Annotated in this window: 15 protein-coding genes; 9 read left to right on the forward strand and 6 right to left on the reverse strand. The window is 61.8% G+C overall.

Annotated elements, in window-relative coordinates; all coding sequences use genetic code 11:
• Window positions 1-30 precede the first annotated feature (30 nt).
• The 5 genes from GIW04_RS07700 (at window position 31) to GIW04_RS07720 (ending at window position 6,200) form a co-directional block, all read left to right on the forward strand.
• Window positions 31-1,788: a carbamoyltransferase family protein gene (locus GIW04_RS07700; protein ID WP_003187998.1), complete on the forward strand. Its 1,758-nt coding sequence runs from the start codon at window positions 31-33 to the stop codon at window positions 1,786-1,788.
• On the forward strand, window positions 1,789-2,685 hold the full coding sequence (locus GIW04_RS07705; protein ID WP_120247932.1) for a GNAT family N-acetyltransferase: 897 nt from the start codon (window positions 1,789-1,791) through the stop codon (window positions 2,683-2,685).
• Entirely contained in the window at window positions 2,682-4,088 is a 1,407-nt protein-coding gene (locus tag GIW04_RS07710) for a PIG-L family deacetylase (protein ID WP_236269788.1), read from the forward strand. The genes GIW04_RS07705 and GIW04_RS07710 overlap by 4 nt, the downstream gene beginning before the upstream one ends.
• An 85-nt stretch (window positions 4,089-4,173) precedes the next feature.
• Window positions 4,174-5,322, forward strand: a complete 1,149-nt coding sequence (locus tag GIW04_RS07715) for a glycosyltransferase family 4 protein (protein WP_003188003.1) — start codon at window positions 4,174-4,176, stop codon at window positions 5,320-5,322.
• The gene (locus GIW04_RS07720; RefSeq protein WP_003188004.1) at window positions 5,319-6,200 is read left to right on the forward strand and encodes a glycosyltransferase; all 882 of its coding nucleotides are present in this window, start codon (window positions 5,319-5,321) and stop codon (window positions 6,198-6,200) included. Before GIW04_RS07715 ends, GIW04_RS07720 begins: the two co-directional genes overlap by 4 nt.
• Window positions 6,201-6,323: 123 nt before the next feature.
• Here the strand turns inward: GIW04_RS07720 and GIW04_RS07725 are convergent, their stop codons facing one another.
• Window positions 6,324-8,165 carry a bifunctional O-antigen ligase/aminoglycoside phosphotransferase family protein gene (locus tag GIW04_RS07725; protein WP_120247933.1) on the reverse strand — a complete coding sequence of 614 codons (1,842 nt, stop codon included), beginning with the start codon at window positions 8,163-8,165 and terminating at the stop codon, window positions 6,324-6,326.
• 158 nt (window positions 8,166-8,323) lie between these two features.
• Between GIW04_RS07725 and msbA the strand changes: the two genes are divergently transcribed.
• Both msbA and hldE read left to right on the forward strand, forming a co-directional pair.
• Entirely contained in the window at window positions 8,324-10,129 is a 1,806-nt protein-coding gene (gene msbA / locus GIW04_RS07730) for a lipid A export permease/ATP-binding protein MsbA (RefSeq protein WP_003188007.1), read from the forward strand.
• A 157-nt stretch (window positions 10,130-10,286) separates the two neighbouring features.
• Window positions 10,287-11,711, forward strand: coding sequence for a bifunctional D-glycero-beta-D-manno-heptose-7-phosphate kinase/D-glycero-beta-D-manno-heptose 1-phosphate adenylyltransferase HldE (gene hldE / locus GIW04_RS07735; RefSeq protein WP_032893882.1), 1,425 nt, complete (start codon window positions 10,287-10,289; stop codon window positions 11,709-11,711).
• A gap of 27 nt (window positions 11,712-11,738) precedes the next feature.
• On the opposite strand, the gene GIW04_RS07740 is transcribed toward hldE, so the two are convergent.
• The 4 genes from GIW04_RS07740 to GIW04_RS07755 are packed head-to-tail and all read right to left on the reverse strand — an operon-like array spanning window position 11,739 to window position 15,116.
• On the reverse strand, window positions 11,739-12,698 hold the full coding sequence (locus GIW04_RS07740; protein ID WP_003188010.1) for a hypothetical protein: 960 nt from the start codon (window positions 12,696-12,698) through the stop codon (window positions 11,739-11,741).
• Window positions 12,699-12,740: 42 nt separating this feature from the next.
• Window positions 12,741-13,553 (reverse strand): aldo/keto reductase, encoded by an 813-nt coding sequence (locus tag GIW04_RS07745; protein WP_003188011.1) that lies wholly within the window; start codon window positions 13,551-13,553, stop codon window positions 12,741-12,743.
• Complete coding sequence (locus GIW04_RS07750; RefSeq protein ID WP_094774648.1) at window positions 13,550-14,725, reverse strand: NAD(P)/FAD-dependent oxidoreductase; 1,176 nt, start codon at window positions 14,723-14,725, stop codon at window positions 13,550-13,552. Before GIW04_RS07750 ends, GIW04_RS07745 begins: the two co-directional genes overlap by 4 nt.
• A 55-nt stretch (window positions 14,726-14,780) precedes the next feature.
• Entirely contained in the window at window positions 14,781-15,116 is a 336-nt protein-coding gene (locus tag GIW04_RS07755) for a DMT family transporter (protein WP_003188013.1), read from the reverse strand.
• Window positions 15,117-15,219: 103 nt separating this feature from the next.
• Here GIW04_RS07755 and GIW04_RS07760 point away from each other — a divergent pair, with 103 nt between their 5' ends.
• Both GIW04_RS07760 and waaA read left to right on the forward strand, forming a co-directional pair.
• Entirely contained in the window at window positions 15,220-16,110 is an 891-nt protein-coding gene (locus GIW04_RS07760) for a LysR family transcriptional regulator (RefSeq protein WP_120247988.1), read from the forward strand.
• Window positions 16,111-16,133: 23 nt separating this feature from the next.
• A complete protein-coding gene (gene waaA, locus GIW04_RS07765) occupies window positions 16,134-17,411 on the forward strand; it encodes a lipid IV(A) 3-deoxy-D-manno-octulosonic acid transferase (protein WP_034134746.1) in 1,278 nt (425 codons plus the stop codon).
• 118 nt (window positions 17,412-17,529) lie between these two features.
• Here waaA and GIW04_RS07770 read toward each other — a convergent pair.
• Window positions 17,530-18,333, reverse strand: an 804-nt coding sequence (locus tag GIW04_RS07770; protein ID WP_236478954.1) for a TolC family outer membrane protein, incomplete at its 5' end; no start/stop codon positions are given.

Raw genomic sequence — 18,333 nt, forward strand, 5'->3', positions numbered from 1 at the left:
TGCATGCAGACTAAAAGAGGCTAGACCCCAGTGGCATTGACGATTCTTGGCCTGTCCGGCGCCCTTAGCCATGATCCTTCCGCAGCCCTGTATATCGACGGCAAGCTGATTGCGGCCGCCGAAGAAGAGCGCTTCGTACGCGACAAACATGCAAAGAACCGCATGCCCTACGAGTCGGCGAAGTTCTGCCTGGAACAGGCCGGCATCAAGCCTTCGGACGTTGACGTAGTGGCGATCCCGTTCGCCCCGATCAGCCTGTTCGGCGAGGCGCGCTGGCACTACGCCAAGCGTTACTGGTACGCCCCGGACCGCGCCCTCGACGCGATCCTGATGGGCAACCGTCGCTACAAGCGCTATCGCAACAAGATCGTCTGGTGCCTGGAGCAACTGGGCTTCGATCCGAAGAAAATCAAGATCGAACCGGTGGAACACCACCTGGCTCACGCCTCCAGCGCCTACCACTGCTCGGGCTTCCAGGAAAAAACCGCGATCCTGGGCATTGACGGCAAGGGCGAGTACGCCACTACCTTCTTTGGCTACGGCGAAAACGGCAAGATCCACAAGATCAAGGAATTCTACGATCCGGACTCCCTCGGCGGCCTGTACGGCGCAATCACCGAGTTCCTCGGTTTCGAGATGCTCGACGGTGAGTTCAAGGTCATGGGCATGGCGCCGTACGGCGATGCCAGCAAATACGACTTCTCGCGCCTGGCCTCCTTTGAAAACGGCGAGCTGGTGATCAACACCGACTACGCCAACGTCATCGGCCTGCGCCGCTACAAAGAGAAGGGCAAGGGTTTCTACTTCTCGCCAAAACTGATCGAGTGGCTGGGCCCCAAGCGCGAAGGCGACATCGCCGACGAGCCGTATATCCACTACGCGGCCAGCATGCAGGCGCTGTTCGAGAAACTGGCCTTGCAGATGATCGACCATTACCTGGGCGACATTCTCAAGGACACCGGCAAGCTCGCCTTCGCTGGCGGCTGTGCGCTGAACGTCAAGCTGAACCAGAAAATCATTGCCCGTGACGACGTCAAAGAACTGTTCGTGCAACCGGCCTCCGGCGATGCCGGTACCGCTGTTGGCGCGGCTGCCTATGTGTCCCACGCTCGTGGCGTACCGGTTGAGAAGATGGAGCACGTCTACCTCGGCCCGTCCTACAGCAACGAAGACGTGATTGCCGCGTGCGCCAAGCACGAGAGCAAGCCGAACTGGCGCAAGATCGAGAACATGCCTAAGCGCATTGCCAAGATCATGGTCGACGGCAACCCGGTGGCCTGGTTCCAGGGCCGCATGGAGTTTGGCCCGCGTGCGTTGGGCGGTCGTTCGATCATTGGTTGCCCAAGTGCGACCGGCGTGGCGGATCGCATCAACCACCAGATCAAGTTCCGCGAGCGTTGGAGGCCTTTCTGCCCGTCGATGCTCGACACCGTGGCCCCGCAGATGATCAAGGTCGATCACCCGGCGCCGTTCATGACCTTCACCTTTGAAGTGTCGGAAGAATGGAAGACCCGTGTGCCGGAAGTAGTCCATGAAGATGGCACCTCCCGCGCCCAGGTGCTCAAGCGTGAATACAACCCGCGCTACTACGACATGATGAAAGAGCTGGAAGTGCTGACCGGCAACGGCGTGTCCCTGAACACCTCGCTCAACCGTCGTGGCGAAGCGATGATCTGCTCGCCGACCGACGCGCTGAACATGTTCTTCGGTTCGGACCTGCAGTACCTGATCATGGAAGACATCCTCGTGGTCAAGGACGGCGTAGACCCTTATGACGCCGTGGTTTAAATGCTGAACCGCTTCCAGGGCTGGCGTGAACGTGGCTGGGCGCCTGTCGAGGCCGAGGTTTACGCCCAGGCTTGGCAGCGTTACGGCGGCAGCGTGGCGACCCATCCCCAGGTGATCGAACGCCTGGCCGGCCTGGCGCAGATACCCGTGCGCTACCTGGGCTGGGAACAAGGTGGTGAACTCAAGGGGGCAATTGCCACCTGGGGACGCGACCTGGCGCTGTCCAAGGACGTGCTCAAGCGCAGCGGCAAGAAAGGCCTGTTTGACCTGGGCAACGCCGAGATCATCCTGCCGATTGCCGCCAATGCGCAGGTGCCGTTGCGGCATCGTGCGCGCTACCTCTCGGCGCTGAACGAGGGGCGCGTAAGCACCCTCAAGCCCCAGGCCGAGCAGTTGGCCATGGCGCGTACGCCCGAAGACCTGTCAAAGAAGTTTCGCTACAACCAGCGGCGTGAACTGCGCCTGTTGGAGGAGGCGGGCGGCGTGGTACGGGCGGTCAGTGAGTTCTCGAGCGTAGAGCTGGCGGCGATTTATTGCGATCTGTTCCAGCGCCGTTGGGGCTTCCCGGCGGCCGGCGCGGCGCGTCTGGCCGAGGTGCTGGAGTTGCTCAAGGAGTTTTTGTTCGGCTCGGTGCTGTTTCTGAACGACGCGCCGATTGCGGTGCAATTGGTGTATCAGGTGCAGTCCAACGAGTGGTTCAGCGCCGAGTATGTCAACGGCGGCGTGGACCCTGAAACCCGTGCATTCAGCCCCGGCAGCGTGCTGAGCTTTCTCAATACCCAAAGTGCCTGGGAACAGGCGCGGGCGGCGAACAAGTCACTGCGCTTTTCCTTCGGGCGTTCCGACCGTGAATACAAGGAGCGCTGGTGCAACCCGGTGCCGGTGTTCAGTGTATGAGCCGTAAACAGCAACTGCTCAAGCGCCATCGGCGTAACAAGCGTATTGCGCTATTGATCGGCGTGCTGGTGTTGGTCGCCACCGGCGTACTGGTGGCCTGGTGGTTGCCGCTGATCCTTGCGGTGCTGCTGTGGGCCGCCCATGAAGCCTGGTTTGCCGATCACCTGTTTTACTCGCCCAAAGACAGCTATGAGTATGCCTTCCCGGCCGGCAGCGAACAGCCCGGCTTGCACCTGGAGGCGGGCCGGCTGCTGCTGGATGCGCCGTTGGCGGCGGATGAAACCCTGATCGTCGGCGTTGAGTTGAAAAGTACCTGGCTGGGGCGTTTCTTCGACCCTGCGGTGGACCTGTTGGGCCTGGCAAGCCCGGACCGGCAAGCCTTCGAGCGCGGCGTCGCTGGGCGGCGTTATCTGAACCTGACCGGCGCCGCCGAAGCCTTGGCCGCGGGCAAGCTCAAATTGCGCGGGCGTTTTTGCCGGATCAAGGGCCAGCCGACGCTGTGGCGCTTTCGCCAGCCGGACTATCGCCAGCAACGTGTGATGGTGATCGCGCCCCATGCCGACGATGCCGAACTGGCTGCGTTCAGCCTTTACAGCCAGGCGACTGAAAGTTGGATCGTCACGCTGACGGCCGGTGAAATCGAGGCCGAGCATTATCAGCATATGGGCTTGCCCAAGGCTGAAGCTGCGCGCCTCAAGGGCCGTTTGCGGGCCTGGGACAGCGTCGCGGTGCCGCGCTGGGCGGGCGTACCCGAGGCGCAGTGCGTGCAGTTGGGCTACTTCTGCATGCAGTTGCAAGCCATGCAAGCCGCGCCGGATCAGCCGCAAGCCTCCCGCGAAGCGGATTTGGCCGATACGCGGCTGTTTCGCCAGTTCAATGGTTTTGCCCTGCCTGGCGATGCTGATGGCGCGCCGACCTGGCATAACCTGATCGCCGACCTGCGGGCGCTGCTGCTCAAGGCGCGGCCCCAGGTCATCGTGTTGCCCACGCCGTTGCTGGACCCCCACGCCGACCATATCTGCGCCCATGCGGCAGTGTTGGAAGCCTTGCAGGGCCTGGCGTGGCAGCCCGACACATTGCTCGGCTACGCCAATCACCTGCATGATAACGACCGTTGGCCCATGGGCGATTCCGGCGCTGGCGTGGCGTTGCCGCCGCGTTTCGATAGTGCTGTGGAGCTGGTGCCGTTCAGTTTCGCCCTCGCCTTGAGCCAGCAGCAGGACAAGGCCATGGCCCTGGGCATGATGCACGACCTGCAGCCGTCAGCGCCGTTCAAGCGTCGAGTGCGTAGGTGGTTGCAGCAACTGCTGGCGGGCCGTAGGCCGTCGCCCTATGGCGAGAACGAATTCTTTCGCAAGGCCGTGCGCCGTCACGAGCTGTTGTGGGTCCTGAAGCAGGACTGAGAGCCGATTGAAGGCAGGCCGGTATGCGCCTGTCGCCCTTTTTACCGGGCTGCGCGCCCGTAGCCAGATCGCTGCATGGAGAGTTATGAAGCCTCGTTTCAAGGTTTTGCAGTTACAGCCGGACTACAACGTCAAGACCCATGACTTCGCCGACTTGGGTGAGCAAATCGTCAAATCCCTGCCGGCTGAGCGCTTTGAGGTGACCTCCGGATTTCTCAGCGGGCGCCCGCTGCCTGGCCAGCCCCTGAGCGTGGCCGAACACTCCCACTATTTCGAGCTGCCAGAGAAGTCCCTCAAGGGCATTCGCTTTGGCGCCATGTGGCAGATCTACAAATACTGCCGCGAGCAGAAGTTCGACGTGGTCATCTGTAACCGCTTCAAGTCGGTGAACATGATGCTGTCACTCAACCGCTGGTTGAAGATCCCCCTGTGCATCGGCATCTCCCACGGCTTTGGCGAGTACGCCCGTGGTTACCGTCGGCGTCAGACCCAACGCTGGGTCAGCCCGGCGTGGCGCTTTGTCGGTGTGTCCGAAGCGGTCAAGGACTACCTGGTAGACCTCAACTGCGGGTTCACCCGTGAGAACACCACCTACGTCACCAACGCTATCGACATTCCCCAGGCAGAGGCTTTGCAGTTGTCCCGGGAGGACGCGCGCAAGGCCCTGGGCCTGCCCATGGATGCGCGGATGGTCGGCGCCCTGGGGCGCCTGGTACCGATCAAAGGCCATACCCATCTGCTGCAAGCCTTCGCCACGCTCAAGGACAAATACCCTGAGGCGCAGGTTGGGATTATTGGTTCTGGCCGTGCCGAAGCCGACCTGCGTGCCGACATCGAGCGCCTGGGCCTGACCGGCCGTGCGCACTTGCTGGGCTTTCGCGAAGACGGCATGAAGTACGTGCGCGGCTTCGATATCTGGACCATGCCGTCGCTGTTCGAAGGCCTGGGCCTGGCCTTGCTGGAAGGCATGAGCGGCCATCTGCCAGTGATTGCCTCCAACGGCCCGGCGATGCTGCCGCTGGTGCAGGGCGCGGGCGGCTTGTCCCACGACCCGGGCAACGTCGAACAACTGGCTGCGGCCCTGGACACTTACCTGGCCTTGAGCGATGAACAATTACGTGCCAAGGGTGAAGAGGTGTTCCGCTATCTGGAGGCCAACCACACCCTCGACGAGTTCAAGCACAAGTACCTGACCCTGATTGAAACCGGTTTGCGTGAAGTAGGTAGAGCATGAATCAGCCACAACCCCTGGTCTCGGTGATCATCGCTTCCTACAACCATGGCCAGTACATCGAGCAAAGCATTCTTAGCGTGCTGGGGCAGACCTACCCCAATATCGAGCTGTTGGTGGTCGACGACGGCTCCAGGGATGACAGCGTCGAACGTATCCAGCGCTTGCAGGCCGAGCACGGCTTTGATTTTCAGGTGCAGCAGAACCAAGGGCTCAGCGCTACCTTGAACGGTGCGATTGCTCGCGCCAAGGGCAGCCTGATTGCACCGTTCGGCTCGGATGACATCATGTTGCCGGACCGCATCGCCACCCAGGTGGCGTATATGGACGGCAAGCCGAAGGTGGGCATGTGTGCTGGCAATATCGAGCTGATCGACGGGGACGGCAACCTGCATCCAGAAAAGAAACAACGTCGCGACGTGCCATTTCGCCGTCTGGATTTCGACGACCTGTTCCTGGACCGCAAGCCGTTTCCACCGGCGCCGACCATGCTGATACGTCGCGAAGTGCTGGAGGAGGTCGGTGGTTTCGACCCACAGATTCCCCTGGAAGACTTGCTGATCCAACTGAAGATCACGGCGGCGGGCTATACCATCGACGCCCTTGACGTGGTGATGGCCAAGTATCGCCAGCACGCTAACAACACGTACAAGAACCACCGCTACATGATCCAGAACATCCTCAAGACCTACGCGAAGTTCAGCGAGCACCCGGCCTATGACGCGGTTCGCTACAACTTCCTGAACTCGATGTTCCTCAAGACCGCCGACCGCGACCGCCCGTTGGCGCGGGAGATTCTCAAGCAGATCCCTTTGAAGTTCTGGGGGCGCAAGACCTTGCGGGGGCTGGTGCGGTTGTATCTGGCACCGCTCAAAAACTGAACCGCCACCGCACCCTGTAGGAGCGAGCTTGCTCGCGAAGAACGTCAACGATAACGCGTGCTTCCTGAATAAACGCGGTGCCGGTGAGTTTTTCGCGAGCAAGCTCGCTCCTACAGAGGGGGTTTACAGGCTCTGGACCTGTTCGCGGATTTTCGCCGTGGCGGCTGGGCTTGCCACCGAGGCGTAACCTTTGACCAGTTGTTCGAAGTGCGTTTCGAACAGCCAGTTGCGGTCCTGGGGATAACGCTGCATGTGGCGCAGGTTACGTTGGCGCAATGCGTAACGCAGTGAAGACGGGTAGATACGCAGGTCGGCCACGTCGATCAGGGCGAATTCACCATCGTCCATCAACAACACGTTACCCAAGTGCAGCGAACGGAAGTACACGCCGCGCTCGTGCAGTTGCGCCATGAACCGGCCAAAGCGCTCCACCAGTGACTCACGCAGGCTGCTGTCCAGGCTTTGCAACGCTTGGCGCAACGTCAGGCCGGGCAACGGCGTGTAGCGCACTGCGCTGCTGGCGTCGTTCAGGCGGTAGAGCCCGAGGATGTGCGGCGTAGGAATGCCCAGGGTACGCAGTTGCTCGCTGTTGCTGGCAAAACGCTCGGAGTACGGGTTGAAACTGCCGGAGGTGTACCAGCGGCGTGGGCGGAACAGCTTGAGGAAGCTGCCGTCTTCCAGACGCAGGACTTTGGGCCCCAGGCCATCGGCTTCAATCACATGGGCATTACTGCACAGCTGTTCAAACGCGGCGGGCTTGAGGTTCTGCGCCTTCATGCGCAACAGGCTGCGGTGGCGTTGGGCGAGGCTCAGGCCAGTGATAATTGCCAGGGGAATCCACAGCAGGAACCAATGTTCCTTGGGCCGTGACAGGATCCCTCCGCCTTCGGTCAGGCCTGCTCCGATGCCATAGGCCAGCAGGGACGATGCCAGGATGAACAGCGGCTGGGCGCGCTCCTTCAAACCTTTGTATAGGCCCCAGCCGAGCATGAAGGCCCAGGGGATAAAACCAATGATGCCGACGTAATAGAGCACGCCGAGGGCAAAGCTGTGGGGCTCGCGCAGTTGATAACCTTCCGCTAGGGTCAGGTAAAGCTCGGAATCGTAGCTATGTCCGATCCAGGGATGCTCGGCGATAAGCTGCAGTGAAATACTCCACAGCTCGAGACGGAATGAGGTGCCTCGCTCGGTGATTAACTCAGGGTAAAACAGGAGTAGTGCGACTGCGCCTAGGATCATTCCACTGATCAGCAATGCCGAACGACGATTTCGGCTTACAAAGCTCATCCAAAGTATGGCCAGCGTCAGCGCCACCAGTGGCGTGCGTGAGCCGGTCGCCAGTACGGCCATGGTCATGATCGTCAGGGCCGGTACGCTGAACCACAACACCTTCATGCGTTGGGTGGTCATGCAGACGTACAGCCAGTACACGGTGAAGAACCCAAAAAGATGCGAGCTCAACAGCGGGTTATCAAGCGCGCCCAGGCCGCCGATCATGCGCAAACCGGGCGAATAGCCCTTGGCGAACGCCACCAGATTACCCAGGCTCACCACCAGCGCAATCACCGCAGCGCTGAAGAAGATCGGTTTGAACAATTCGTTGCGGTAATGCAGCAACAGCCCGCAGCCACCAAACAGCATGAAGGTATTCAGCGGTCGCTTGAACAGGTCGGTATCGGAACTGGGCGCGGGGCTCCAGAGCAGACTGGTCAACGCCCAGGCGGAGAACGCCAGGAACGCGATCGCCAGGGGCTCGCGCAGCAGGTCCTTGAACTCCCGAGGGCGCATGCACAACAGAAACAAGGTCGGTACGCTGAACAGGATGTAGACAATGCGGTGCAGTACATTGCGATTGCCGACAAAGAACAGTGCACTCAGGAGCAGCAGCAAGCCAACAGGCAAAATCCATAGGACCAGGAAGTCGAAAACGCGATTTGAGCCATAGGTAAGGCGCTTGGAGTGCATACAGTAAAGCCATTCCAGAAAGAGAAAGCCGACCATCTTAAGCTAGTGGCTAAGTAATGTCGCCGGTAGGATCCAACCGGGCCGCGGCTTACGCCGGGTGCAAGTACAACAGAGAAGCTGTGCTAAAGTCAGCCTCCTTTTTCAAAACGCCGCGTGATATGACCGACTCCAGTCCGAGCGCAAGCCCTTCGAGCTTGAAAATATACTTCCGCCTGCTCAGTTACGTTAAGCCCTATATGGGCTTGTTTGCGTTGAGTATCCTTGGATTTCTGATTTTCGCGTCGACCCAACCGATGCTGGGTTACATCCTCAAGTACTTTGTTGATGGTCTCTCCAATCCGGAAGCTGTGCTGTTCCCGACCGTGCCCTTTTTGCGCGACCTGCAATTGCTGCAGGCGGTGCCGTTGCTGATCATCCTGATCGCGGCCTGGCAGGGCCTGGGTTCGTTTTTGGGCAACTACCTGTTGGCCAAGGTCTCCCTGGGCCTGGTCCACGACTTGCGGGTGCAGTTGTTTAACAACCTGCTGACGCTGCCCAACCGCTACTTCGATAACCACAACTCCGGGCATCTGATTTCCCGCATCACCTTCAACGTGACTATGGTCACGGGGGCCGCGACCGATGCCATCAAGGTGGTGATCCGCGAAGGCATGACGGTGATCTTCCTGTTCGCCTCCTTGCTGTTCATGAACTGGCGCCTCACGTTGGTGATGATCGCGATCCTGCCGTTGATTGCTGTGATGGTCAGTACCGCCAGCAAGAAATTCCGCAAGCAGAGCAAGAAGATCCAGGTGGCCATGGGCGACGTGACCCACGTGGCCTCGGAGACCATCCAGGGCTACCGCGTGGTGCGCAGCTTCGGCGGCGAAGTCTACGAACAGAAGCGCTTTTTCAAGGCCAGCCAGAGCAACACCAACAAGCAACTGCGCATGACCCGCACCGGGGCGATCTACACCCCGGCGCTGCAATTGGTGATCTACTCCGCCATGGCCGTGCTGATGTTCCTGGTGCTGTACCTGCGTGGCGACGCCTCGGCGGGCGACATGGTGGCCTACATCACCCTGGCCGGCTTGTTGCCTAAGCCAATTCGTCAACTCTCGGAGGTCAGCTCGACCATCCAGAAAGGTGTGGCGGGCGCCGAAAGCATCTTCGAGCAGTTGGACGAAGACGTTGAGGTCGACCACGGCACTGTTGAACGTGACAAGGTCAGCGGTCGCCTGGAAGTGCGTCACCTGAACTTCACCTACCCTGGTACCGATCGCCATGTGCTCAAGGACATCAGCTTTACTGCCGAGCCTGGGCAGATGATTGCGCTGGTGGGGCGTTCGGGCAGTGGCAAGTCGACCCTGGCCAGCCTGATCCCGCGTTTCTACCACCATGAAAGTGGTGAGATCCTGCTCGATGGCATCGAGATCGAGGACTACAAGCTGCTCAACCTGCGTAAGCACATTGCCCAGGTTACCCAGCATGTCACTCTGTTCAGCGATACCGTGACCAACAACATCGCCTACGGCGACCTGGCCGGTGCGCCTCGTGCCGACGTTGAAGCGGCGGCGGCGGATGCCAATGCCAAGGACTTCATCGATCAATTGCCCAAGGGCTTTGATACTCAGGTGGGCGAGAACGGTGTGTTGTTGTCCGGTGGCCAGCGTCAGCGCTTGGCGATTGCCCGTGCGTTGCTCAAGAATGCGCCATTGCTGATCCTCGACGAGGCCACCTCGGCCCTCGATACCGAGTCCGAGCGGCATATCCAGGCGGCACTCGATAAGGTCATGCAAGGCCGCACGACTCTGGTGATCGCACACCGCCTGTCCACCATCGAGAAGGCTGACCTGATTCTGGTGATGGACGACGGGCGGATTGTCGAGCGTGGTACCCACGGCGAGTTGTTGGCGCAGAACGGTTACTACGCCCGCCTGCATGCCATGGGCCTGGATGCACCGGTGCAGGCGGATATCACCTGATCCACCCGGCATCACGGGGTAAATGAAATGTAGGAGCGAGCTTGCTCGCTCCTACAGAGAGCAAATCCCCTCCCACATTTGCCCTGCGGTGGTCGCAAGCCATCGCAAACCCTGTGCTAATATCGCGCCCCTGTTCATTTTGTATGTGGGTTGCTCCATGAAGTTGTCCATGCCGCGATTCAATCAAGCCGCTGTCTTGGTGGTCGGCGATGTCATGCTCGACCGTTACTGGCATGGTGGTACCTCACGGATTTCCCCTGAGGCGCCGGTGCCGGTCGTCAAGGTCGAGCAAATCGAAGACCGCCCAGGTGGCGCTGCCAACGTCGCGCTCAATATTGCCGCGCTCGGCGCCCCGGCTTCCCTGGTAGGGGTGACCGGCGACGACGAAGCGGCCGAAAGTCTGGCCAACAGCCTGCAGGGTGCCGGTGTGCGTGCGCTGTTCCAGCGCATCGCCCATCAGCCAACGATCGTCAAGCTGCGGGTCATGAGCCGTCACCAGCAGTTGCTGCGTATCGATTTTGAAGAACCCTTCGCCACCGACGCCCTGGCCCTTGGCGACCAGGTCGACGCGCTGCTCGACGGTATCAAGGTGCTGGTGTTGTCCGACTACGGCAAAGGCGCCTTGCAGAATCACCAGGTGTTGATCCAGGCCGCCAAGGCCCGCAACATTCCGGTGCTCGCCGATCCCAAGGGCAAGGACTTCTCGGTCTACCGAGGCGCCAGCCTGCTCACGCCAAACCTCAGCGAGTTCGAGACCATCGTCGGCGGGTGTGCCGATGAGCACGAGCTGGTGAGCAAGGGCGCGGCGCTGATGGCCGATCTCGACTTGGGCGCCTTGCTGGTGACCCGTGGCGAGCACGGCATGACCCTGTTGCGTCCGGGCCACCCGGCCATGCACCTGCCGGCGCGTGCCCGTGAAGTGTTTGACGTCACCGGCGCCGGTGACACGGTGATTTCTACCCTGGCAGCCTCCATTGCCGCCGGTGAGGAGCTGCCCCATGCCGTGGCCCTGGCCAACCTGGCGGCGGGCATTGTGGTAGGCAAGCTGGGTACTGCCGCCATCAGCGCACCGGAATTGCGCCGCGCCATCCAGCGTTCCGAAGGCTCGGAGCGCGGTGTGCTGGGCCTGGAGCAATTGCTGCTGGCGATTGACGATGCCCGCGCCCACAACGAAAGCATTGTGTTCACCAACGGCTGTTTTGACATCCTGCACGCCGGGCACGTGACGTATCTGGAACAGGCAAGCGCTCAAGGTGACCGCCTGATCGTTGCGGTCAACGATGACGCTTCGGTCAGCCGCTTGAAAGGCCCTGGCCGTCCGATCAACAGCGTTGACCGGCGCATGGCGGTACTTGCGGGTCTGGGCGCGGTGGACTGGGTGATCAGCTTTTCCGAAGGCACCCCGGAAAACCTGCTGGCCCAGGTCAAGCCCGACGTGTTGGTCAAGGGCGGTGACTACAGTGTCGACCAGGTGGTGGGTGCGGACATCGTCAGCGCCTACGGTGGCACGGTCAAAGTGCTGGGGCTGGTTGAAAACAGCTCGACCACCGCGATTGTCGAGAAGATCCGCAACAACGAGTGATACCCCGTGGGGCGAGCCTGCTCGCCCCTAGCTTTTCTTCGGCACGATCTTGCGCAGCATCTGCCGCGCCTTGCCGGTCAAGCGCTTGAGTTTTGAGTCCTTTTCCGGCTCTGCCAGGCCCTGCTGCCTGAGCCAGTCCTTCCAGCGAATCCGCTCATCGCGCACCAGCCAGCCCTCTTGCTGGGCAAAACTTTCCGCCAGGTACAGGCCGCGTGTGCTGGCTGGGTACAGCTGATCCTTCTTGACGGTATACAACTCTGCCAGTGGCTCGCCGTCTTTGAGCGGCATCAAGTACAAGTCCGGACGCTGGCGATCCAGGCGCGCCACCAACTGGTCACCCTCCAAACGCTCATCCACATGAAACAAACTGAGGGACTTGGCTTCCTTCGGCACTTCCAGGCGCAGGTCATAAATCAATTGCAGCGAGGCGGTCGGCAAGTGCACGTAGGCCCGTGGGCGCTCGATCAGTTGCATGGTGGCGCAGCGCACCGGGCGCGCGGCGCCGGACAGCGGGCTGAGACGAAACGGCAGGGCCTCGCGGTAATGCAGGGCAGCGGAGTAGGGCGCCGGCAGCCAAGTGTCGTTGAAGCGCCCGCCCAGCCAGCCTTCGGGGGTTTCGAGCAGGCACTCCTCGGCGATTTCCTGGATGGCGGTATGCAGTGGCAGGTTCAGTTCATGGGCCGGGACGTAGCCGGAGATCAGCTTGAGCACCACGTCGCCACGGTCCTGGCGGCGTTGGCGCACCAACACCCAGTAGTCCTTGTTTTGCCAATGCAGGGTCAGGCGCACCGAGACGCCGAGGTTCGCCAGTTCCAGGGCGAAGCGTTCGGCATCTGGCACCTCGACCGGCTTGCGCCGTTGCAGGGTCTGGGCGAAGTTGAGCGGCATGCCGACGCTCTGGTAGCTCAGGCCTTCGGGGGTGGCTTCGACGTGCAGCGGCAGTGTCTTGAAGTTGCTGGGGTTCTTTCTTATGAGCGTACGCGGCATGTCGGCTCCTTCTTGCGACGGGGGTCGGCCGCGTGGGCGGCATCAGAGTTGACGAATGACCCGGGCAGCAGTTGCTACGTTATGGGCCAGGTGCAGCGGGTTAATGGTCCCGACAATAGCACTGGCGACGCCCGTTTGCGCAAACAACAAGGTGAAACTGGCCTGAATTGGATCCATTCCCGGTTCCAGGCACACGTGGCCGCTGGCCAGGGCCTTTTTCACCAGGATGCCCTTGCCGTGGGCGGCGGCATAGTCGATCACGGCCTTCTCGGCCTGTTCGTTGAGGTTGTAGGTGACCATCGCGCAATCGCCCTGTTCCAGCGCTTTCACGCCGCCCTCGACGGTTTTGCCGGAGAAGCCGAAACCGCGGATCTTGCCGTCTTTCTTCAACTGCGCCAGGGTCTGGTAAACCTCGCAATCGTTGAGGATATGCAAGTCGTTGCCGTCCGAGTGCACCAGCACCAGGTCGATAAAATCAGTTTCAAGTCGTTTCAGGCTGCGTTCGATCGACATTCGCGTATGGGCCGCGCTGAAATCGTGATGGGACACGCCATTGGCAAACTCTTCGCCAACCTTGCTGACGATGACCCAGTCCTTGCGCTGGTCACGCAGCAGCGGCCCCAGCCGCTCTTCGCTCATGCCATAGGCCGGCGCGGTGTCGATCAGGTTGATGCCCAGCTCGCGGGCCTGGCGCAACAGCATGCGGGCCTCGTCGTCGCCAGGGATCTGAAAGCCGTTGGGGTATTTCACCCCTTGGTCGCGGCCCAACTTGACGGTGCCCAGGCCCAGGGGCGACACCAGCATGCCGGTGCTGCCCAGCGGGCGATACAGGTCGTGCAGGGTTGGCAGGCTCATGGCAACAGTTGCTCCCAGGCGGGTTGGCCGATTGCCGGTTTTGGCAACTCGGGCATGGCGGCGCTGGCGCTTGGCTGGATGCCATCGCGCTCCAGGGCTTGGAGTACGCGGTCGGCGAAGTCCGGCGCCAGCGCCAGTTTGGTTGGCCAGCCGACCAGCAAGCGGCCGTCTTCGGCAAGGAAGGCGTTGTCGGGACGGCTCAGCCCCGATTGCAGCGGCTCGGCGCGATCCACCCGCAGGGTGGCCCACTGGGTCTGGCTCATGTCGATCCAGGGCAGCAGTTGCGCCAGCTCTTTCTGCGCGGTGGCGATCTGTTGTTCAGGCGTACGCGCCACGCCGTCAGCCTCGGCGATATCGCCGCCCATGTACCACACCCAGTTGCCGTCGGCGGCCGGGTGGGTGGTCACGGTGATCCGTGGCTTGGTGCCGCCGCCCAGGCAATGGGCGTACAGCGGCTTGAGGCCAGGGCCTTTGGCAATGATCATGTGCAGCGGGCGTTTTTGCATGGCCGGCTGGCTATGGCCCAGGGCTGCGAGCACATCCGCCGTGCCGCCGCCAGCGCTCAAGACGATGCGCTGGGCGCGGATCTCACGGCCATCGACTTTCAAGCCCACCAGGGTGTCACCGTCCAGCAACGGTTCGATGTGCTGACCGGCGAGCAGACCGTCGCCAGCCAATTGCGCCAGGCGGTTGATCAGGCTGGGCACGTCCACCACCAGCTCGGCCAGGCGATAGACCTTGCCTTTGAAGCGAGGGTTCTGCAGCGCCAGGGGCAGTTCGTCGCCCTTGACCTGATCGACGCGGCCACGCACGGCCTTGCTGGCGAAAAAGCTGGTGAGGTTGCCGGCAATCGTGCCGGGCGACCACAAGTAATGCGCCTGGGACAGCACGCGCACGCCGGACAGGTCCAGTTCGCCGTTGCCGGCCAGGGCTTCACGCCAGCGGCGCGGCATATCGGCAATGGCTTCGGAGGCGCCGGTGAGGGCGCCATGCAGGGCGTATTTCGCACCGCCGTGAATGATGCCCTGGGACTTCAGGCTTTGCCCGCCGCCCAGGGTGGCGCTTTCCACCAGTACCGTGGAAAACCCCTGGCTGCGCAGGCGCGCATTGAGCCAGAGGCCGGCAACCCCGGCGCCGACAATCAGAACGTCGGTGGAAATAACGGATGGCATCGGCGACCTCAGTGTTCAAGACAAGAGGCGCAGTATACAGGCTGTTGAGTGGCGGTCAGTGCCCGGCGGTTTTCGAGAACAGCTGAATCACCACCACGCCCAGCACAATCAGGCCCATCCCCAGCATCGCCGGCACATCCAGCTTTTGCCCGTAGATGAACAGCGCCGCGATGCTGACCATCACGATGCCCATCCCGGCCCATACCGCGTACGCCACGCCGACCGGCACGGTACGCACCACCAGAGTCAGCATCCAGAACGCCACGCCGTAACCGACGATCACCAGCAGCAACGGAATAGGGGTGCTCCAGCCTTTGATGGCTTTCATGGAAACGGTGGCGATCACTTCCGAGCAGATGGCGATGGCCAAGTAGTAGTAGGCGGCATTCATGGGGCAATCCTCGAGGTGATGCGCATTTGATAAGGTCGGCATTCTAGAGGTTCGTCAGATGGGGTAAAGTCATTACCTATCTGGAATTGAGATGGGTTCAGCCATGAGCGTGCAATGGGATCTGGAGCAGATGCGCCTGTTTGTCAGCGTCGCCGAGCAGCTTTCGTTTTCTGCCGTGGCCCGGGGGCAGCGAAAGGCGCAATCGGCGGTCAGCAATGGCATTGCCCTGCTGGAGGCTGACTTGGGCGTTGTGCTGTTCGAACGTAGCAGTGGCCGGCAACCGCGCCTGACCGAGGCCGGCAGTGTGTTGCTGGAGGAAGCGCGTGAGGTGCTGCGCCAGTGTGAGCGCCTCACGGGCCGGGCCTTATCGTTGACCCGCGGCGAGGAAGCCTGCCTGCGCCTGGCCCAGGATGAGGCGATGTTGTTCCAGCCTGTGCTCGACAGCCTGGAGGCGCTGGCCGTGCACTACCCGCTGCTGGAGGTGCAGTTGTCCAGCGCAGCCCAGGGCGATGTGGCGCGCAAGCTGGTGGAGCGCAAGGCGGACCTGGGGCTGCTGTTCTATCACGACCAGATTCCCGAAGCCCTGGAGCGACGGGTGGTGGGCAGTGTGGAAATGGTCACGGTGTGCGGAGTCAATCACCCGTTGGCCAAGGAGCAGTACGTGACGTGCCAACACCTGGCCCAGTTTCGGCAGTTGCTGATGTCGACCCAGACCAGCGTCTACCCCGGCAGCGAGGCGGCCAGCCCCCTGGTGTGGCGCGCCGACAGCTTCTACGTATTGGCCGAATGGCTGATGAGTGGCCTGGGCTGGGCCTGGTTGCCTCGGCATATCGTGCAATACCCGACCTACCAGCAACAGATGGTCGAGTTGACCAGCGAATGGACCCCGCCCGCCCTGGTGGTGGAACTGGTGTGGCGCCGCGACGAGCACCTTGGGCCTGCCGCGCGCTTCCTGGCCAAACGTTTTGCCGAGTGCTTGCAGGCGATCGACTGAAAAAGCCGATAAACTCCGCCGCCATGAATAGAACTCTCTACAGCTGTGTGTTTTACCTGGCGCTGCCGTTGGTGGCTTTACGCTTGTGGTTGCGTGCGCGCAAAGCGCCGGCCTATGCCAAGCGGGTGGGCGAGCGGTTTTCCTATGGCTTGCCGGTGATGCGGCCCGGCGGAATCTGGGTGCACGCGGTGTCGGTGGGCGAAAGCATTGCCGCGGCCCCGATGATTCGCGGGTTGATGGCGCGTTATCCACAGTTGCCGATCACCGTCACCTGCATGACGCCCACCGGTTCCGAGCGTATCCAGGCACTATTTGCCAATGAGCCACGCATCCAGCACTGCTATTTGCCGTACGACTTGCCCTGTGCCGCCAAGCGTTTTCTCGACCGCGTGCAGCCCACGCTGGCGGTGATCATGGAAACCGAGCTGTGGCCCAACCATATCCATGCCTGCGCCCAGCGCGGTATCCCGGTGGCGCTGGCCAATGCGCGGTTGTCGGCGCGCTCGGCCAAGGGGTACGCGCGATTTGCCAAGCTGACGGCGCCGATGCTGGCAGACATGAGCCTGTTCGCCGTACAGACCGAGACCGAGGCCGAACGTTTCCGCAGCCTGGGCGCACGCCCTGAAACCGTGGAAGTGACCGGCTCGATCAAGTTCGACCTGAGCATCGACCCTCAGTTGACGGCCCGCGCCGCCGCCCTGCGTGAACAATGGGGCGCCAGCGAGCGTCCGGTCTGGATCGCCGCGAGTACCCACGAAGGTGAAGACGACGTGGTGCTGGCAGCTCATCGCCAGTTGCTGGCGAACTATCCCAATGCACTGCTGATTCTGGTGCCCCGTCATCAGGAGCGCTTTGGCCCCACGTTTGAGCGCTGTGTGCAGCAAGGGTTTGCCACCGTGCGTCGCTCCAGTGGTGAGCCGGTCACCGAGCAAACCTCGGTGCTGCTTGGCGACACCATGGGCGAATTGCTGTTTCTTTACGCCCTGGCCGACAGCGCATTCGTCGGCGGCAGCCTGGTGCCGACCGGCGGGCACAACCCGCTGGAACCGGCCGCGCTGGGTAAACCGGTGATCATGGGCCCGCATGTCTTCAACTTCCTCGACATCACCGCGATGATGCGCGACGCCGGGGCTTTGCGGGAGGTGGACGATGCCGATGGGCTGGCCGAAGCGGTGCGACAGTTGTTTGAGTTGCCCCAGGACGCACGCAAGATGGCGCAGGCGGGGCTCAAGGTGATGCAGGCCAACCAGGGCGCGTTAAAGCGTTTACTGGATGGCTTGGACAGACTGATCAAACACTGACAACACCAACCCAATGTGGGAGCTGGCTTGCCTGCGATAGCATCACCTCGGCGTACCTGATGTACCGAGGTGTCTGCATCGCAGGCAAGCCAGCTCCCACATCGGATTGGCGGTGCGCTTAATAGCCGGGGCGGGCCTTGAGCTGTTCGGCAGCGGCTTTGGCCAGGTCCGGCGGCAGGAAGTCCTTGTCCGGGTTGTAGTCGGCCTTGAGATAGCGCGCCAGATCCTGCAAGTCCCCTGGGTTGAGCGTGCCCGCCGCCTGCTTCAAGCGCAGGTTGTCGAGGATGTAATCGTAGCGGCTGTTGTTGTAGTTGCGCACCGACGCGTACAGCTGGCGCTGTGAGTCCAGCACGTCGACGATGTTGCGCGTACCCACCTGATAGCCGATTTCCGTGGCTTCCACCGCGCTCTGGTTGGAGATGATCGACTGGCGACGCGCCTGCACCTGCTCCACATCGGTGTTGACTGCACGGTGCAGGTTGCGGGTGTTTTCCACTACTTGGCGGCGCAGGCCCTCGCGTTGCTGCTCGGTCTGGTCGAGGCGCGAATAGGATTCGCGCACTTGCGAACTGGTGAGGCCGCCGCTGTAGATCGGGATGTTCAAGCGCAGGCCGACGGTGCGTTGCGACACATCGCCGCCGTACGGGATAGGCAACTGATTCGGGTTGCTGAAGCCCAGGGCGTCGTTGTCGCCTTTTTCGTATTGCGCAACCGCGTCGAGGGTCGGCAAGTGGCCGGCCTTGCGCTGCCGAAGGGTTTCTTCTGCGGCAGTTACCGCGTAATTGCTGGCGAGCAGGTTGAGGTTCTGGCGCCCGGCGGTTTCGACCCAGGCCTTGGCGTCGTTCGGCGCCGGCGGCAGCACCGGCAGCGTGTGGACGATGCCCTGGATCGAGTTGTACTGGCGGTTGGTCAGGGTGATCAG

This window comes from Pseudomonas sp. PA-4-8C (assembly GCF_021606625.1).
GTDB lineage: Bacteria > Pseudomonadota > Gammaproteobacteria > Pseudomonadales > Pseudomonadaceae > Aquipseudomonas > Aquipseudomonas lactis.

Excerpts from the sequence above, each read along its gene's own strand:
- GIW04_RS07705 (WP_120247932.1), top strand. The coding sequence starts at position 1,789 with ATGCTGAACCGCTTCCAGGGCTGGCGTGAACGTGGCTGGGCGCCTGTC.
- GIW04_RS07710 (WP_236269788.1), top strand. The coding sequence starts at position 2,682 with ATGAGCCGTAAACAGCAACTGCTCAAGCGCCATCGGCGTAACAAGCGT.
- GIW04_RS07715 (WP_003188003.1), top strand. The coding sequence starts at position 4,174 with ATGAAGCCTCGTTTCAAGGTTTTGCAGTTACAGCCGGACTACAACGTC.
- GIW04_RS07720 (WP_003188004.1), top strand. The coding sequence starts at position 5,319 with ATGAATCAGCCACAACCCCTGGTCTCGGTGATCATCGCTTCCTACAAC.
- GIW04_RS07725 (WP_120247933.1), bottom strand. The coding sequence starts at position 8,165 with ATGCACTCCAAGCGCCTTACCTATGGCTCAAATCGCGTTTTCGACTTC.
- msbA (WP_003188007.1), top strand. The coding sequence starts at position 8,324 with ATGACCGACTCCAGTCCGAGCGCAAGCCCTTCGAGCTTGAAAATATAC.
- hldE (WP_032893882.1), top strand. The coding sequence starts at position 10,287 with ATGAAGTTGTCCATGCCGCGATTCAATCAAGCCGCTGTCTTGGTGGTC.
- GIW04_RS07740 (WP_003188010.1), bottom strand. The coding sequence starts at position 12,698 with ATGCCGCGTACGCTCATAAGAAAGAACCCCAGCAACTTCAAGACACTG.
- GIW04_RS07745 (WP_003188011.1), bottom strand. The coding sequence starts at position 13,553 with ATGAGCCTGCCAACCCTGCACGACCTGTATCGCCCGCTGGGCAGCACC.
- GIW04_RS07750 (WP_094774648.1), bottom strand. The coding sequence starts at position 14,725 with ATGCCATCCGTTATTTCCACCGACGTTCTGATTGTCGGCGCCGGGGTT.
- GIW04_RS07755 (WP_003188013.1), bottom strand. The coding sequence starts at position 15,116 with ATGAATGCCGCCTACTACTACTTGGCCATCGCCATCTGCTCGGAAGTG.
- GIW04_RS07760 (WP_120247988.1), top strand. The coding sequence starts at position 15,220 with ATGAGCGTGCAATGGGATCTGGAGCAGATGCGCCTGTTTGTCAGCGTC.
- waaA (WP_034134746.1), top strand. The coding sequence starts at position 16,134 with ATGAATAGAACTCTCTACAGCTGTGTGTTTTACCTGGCGCTGCCGTTG.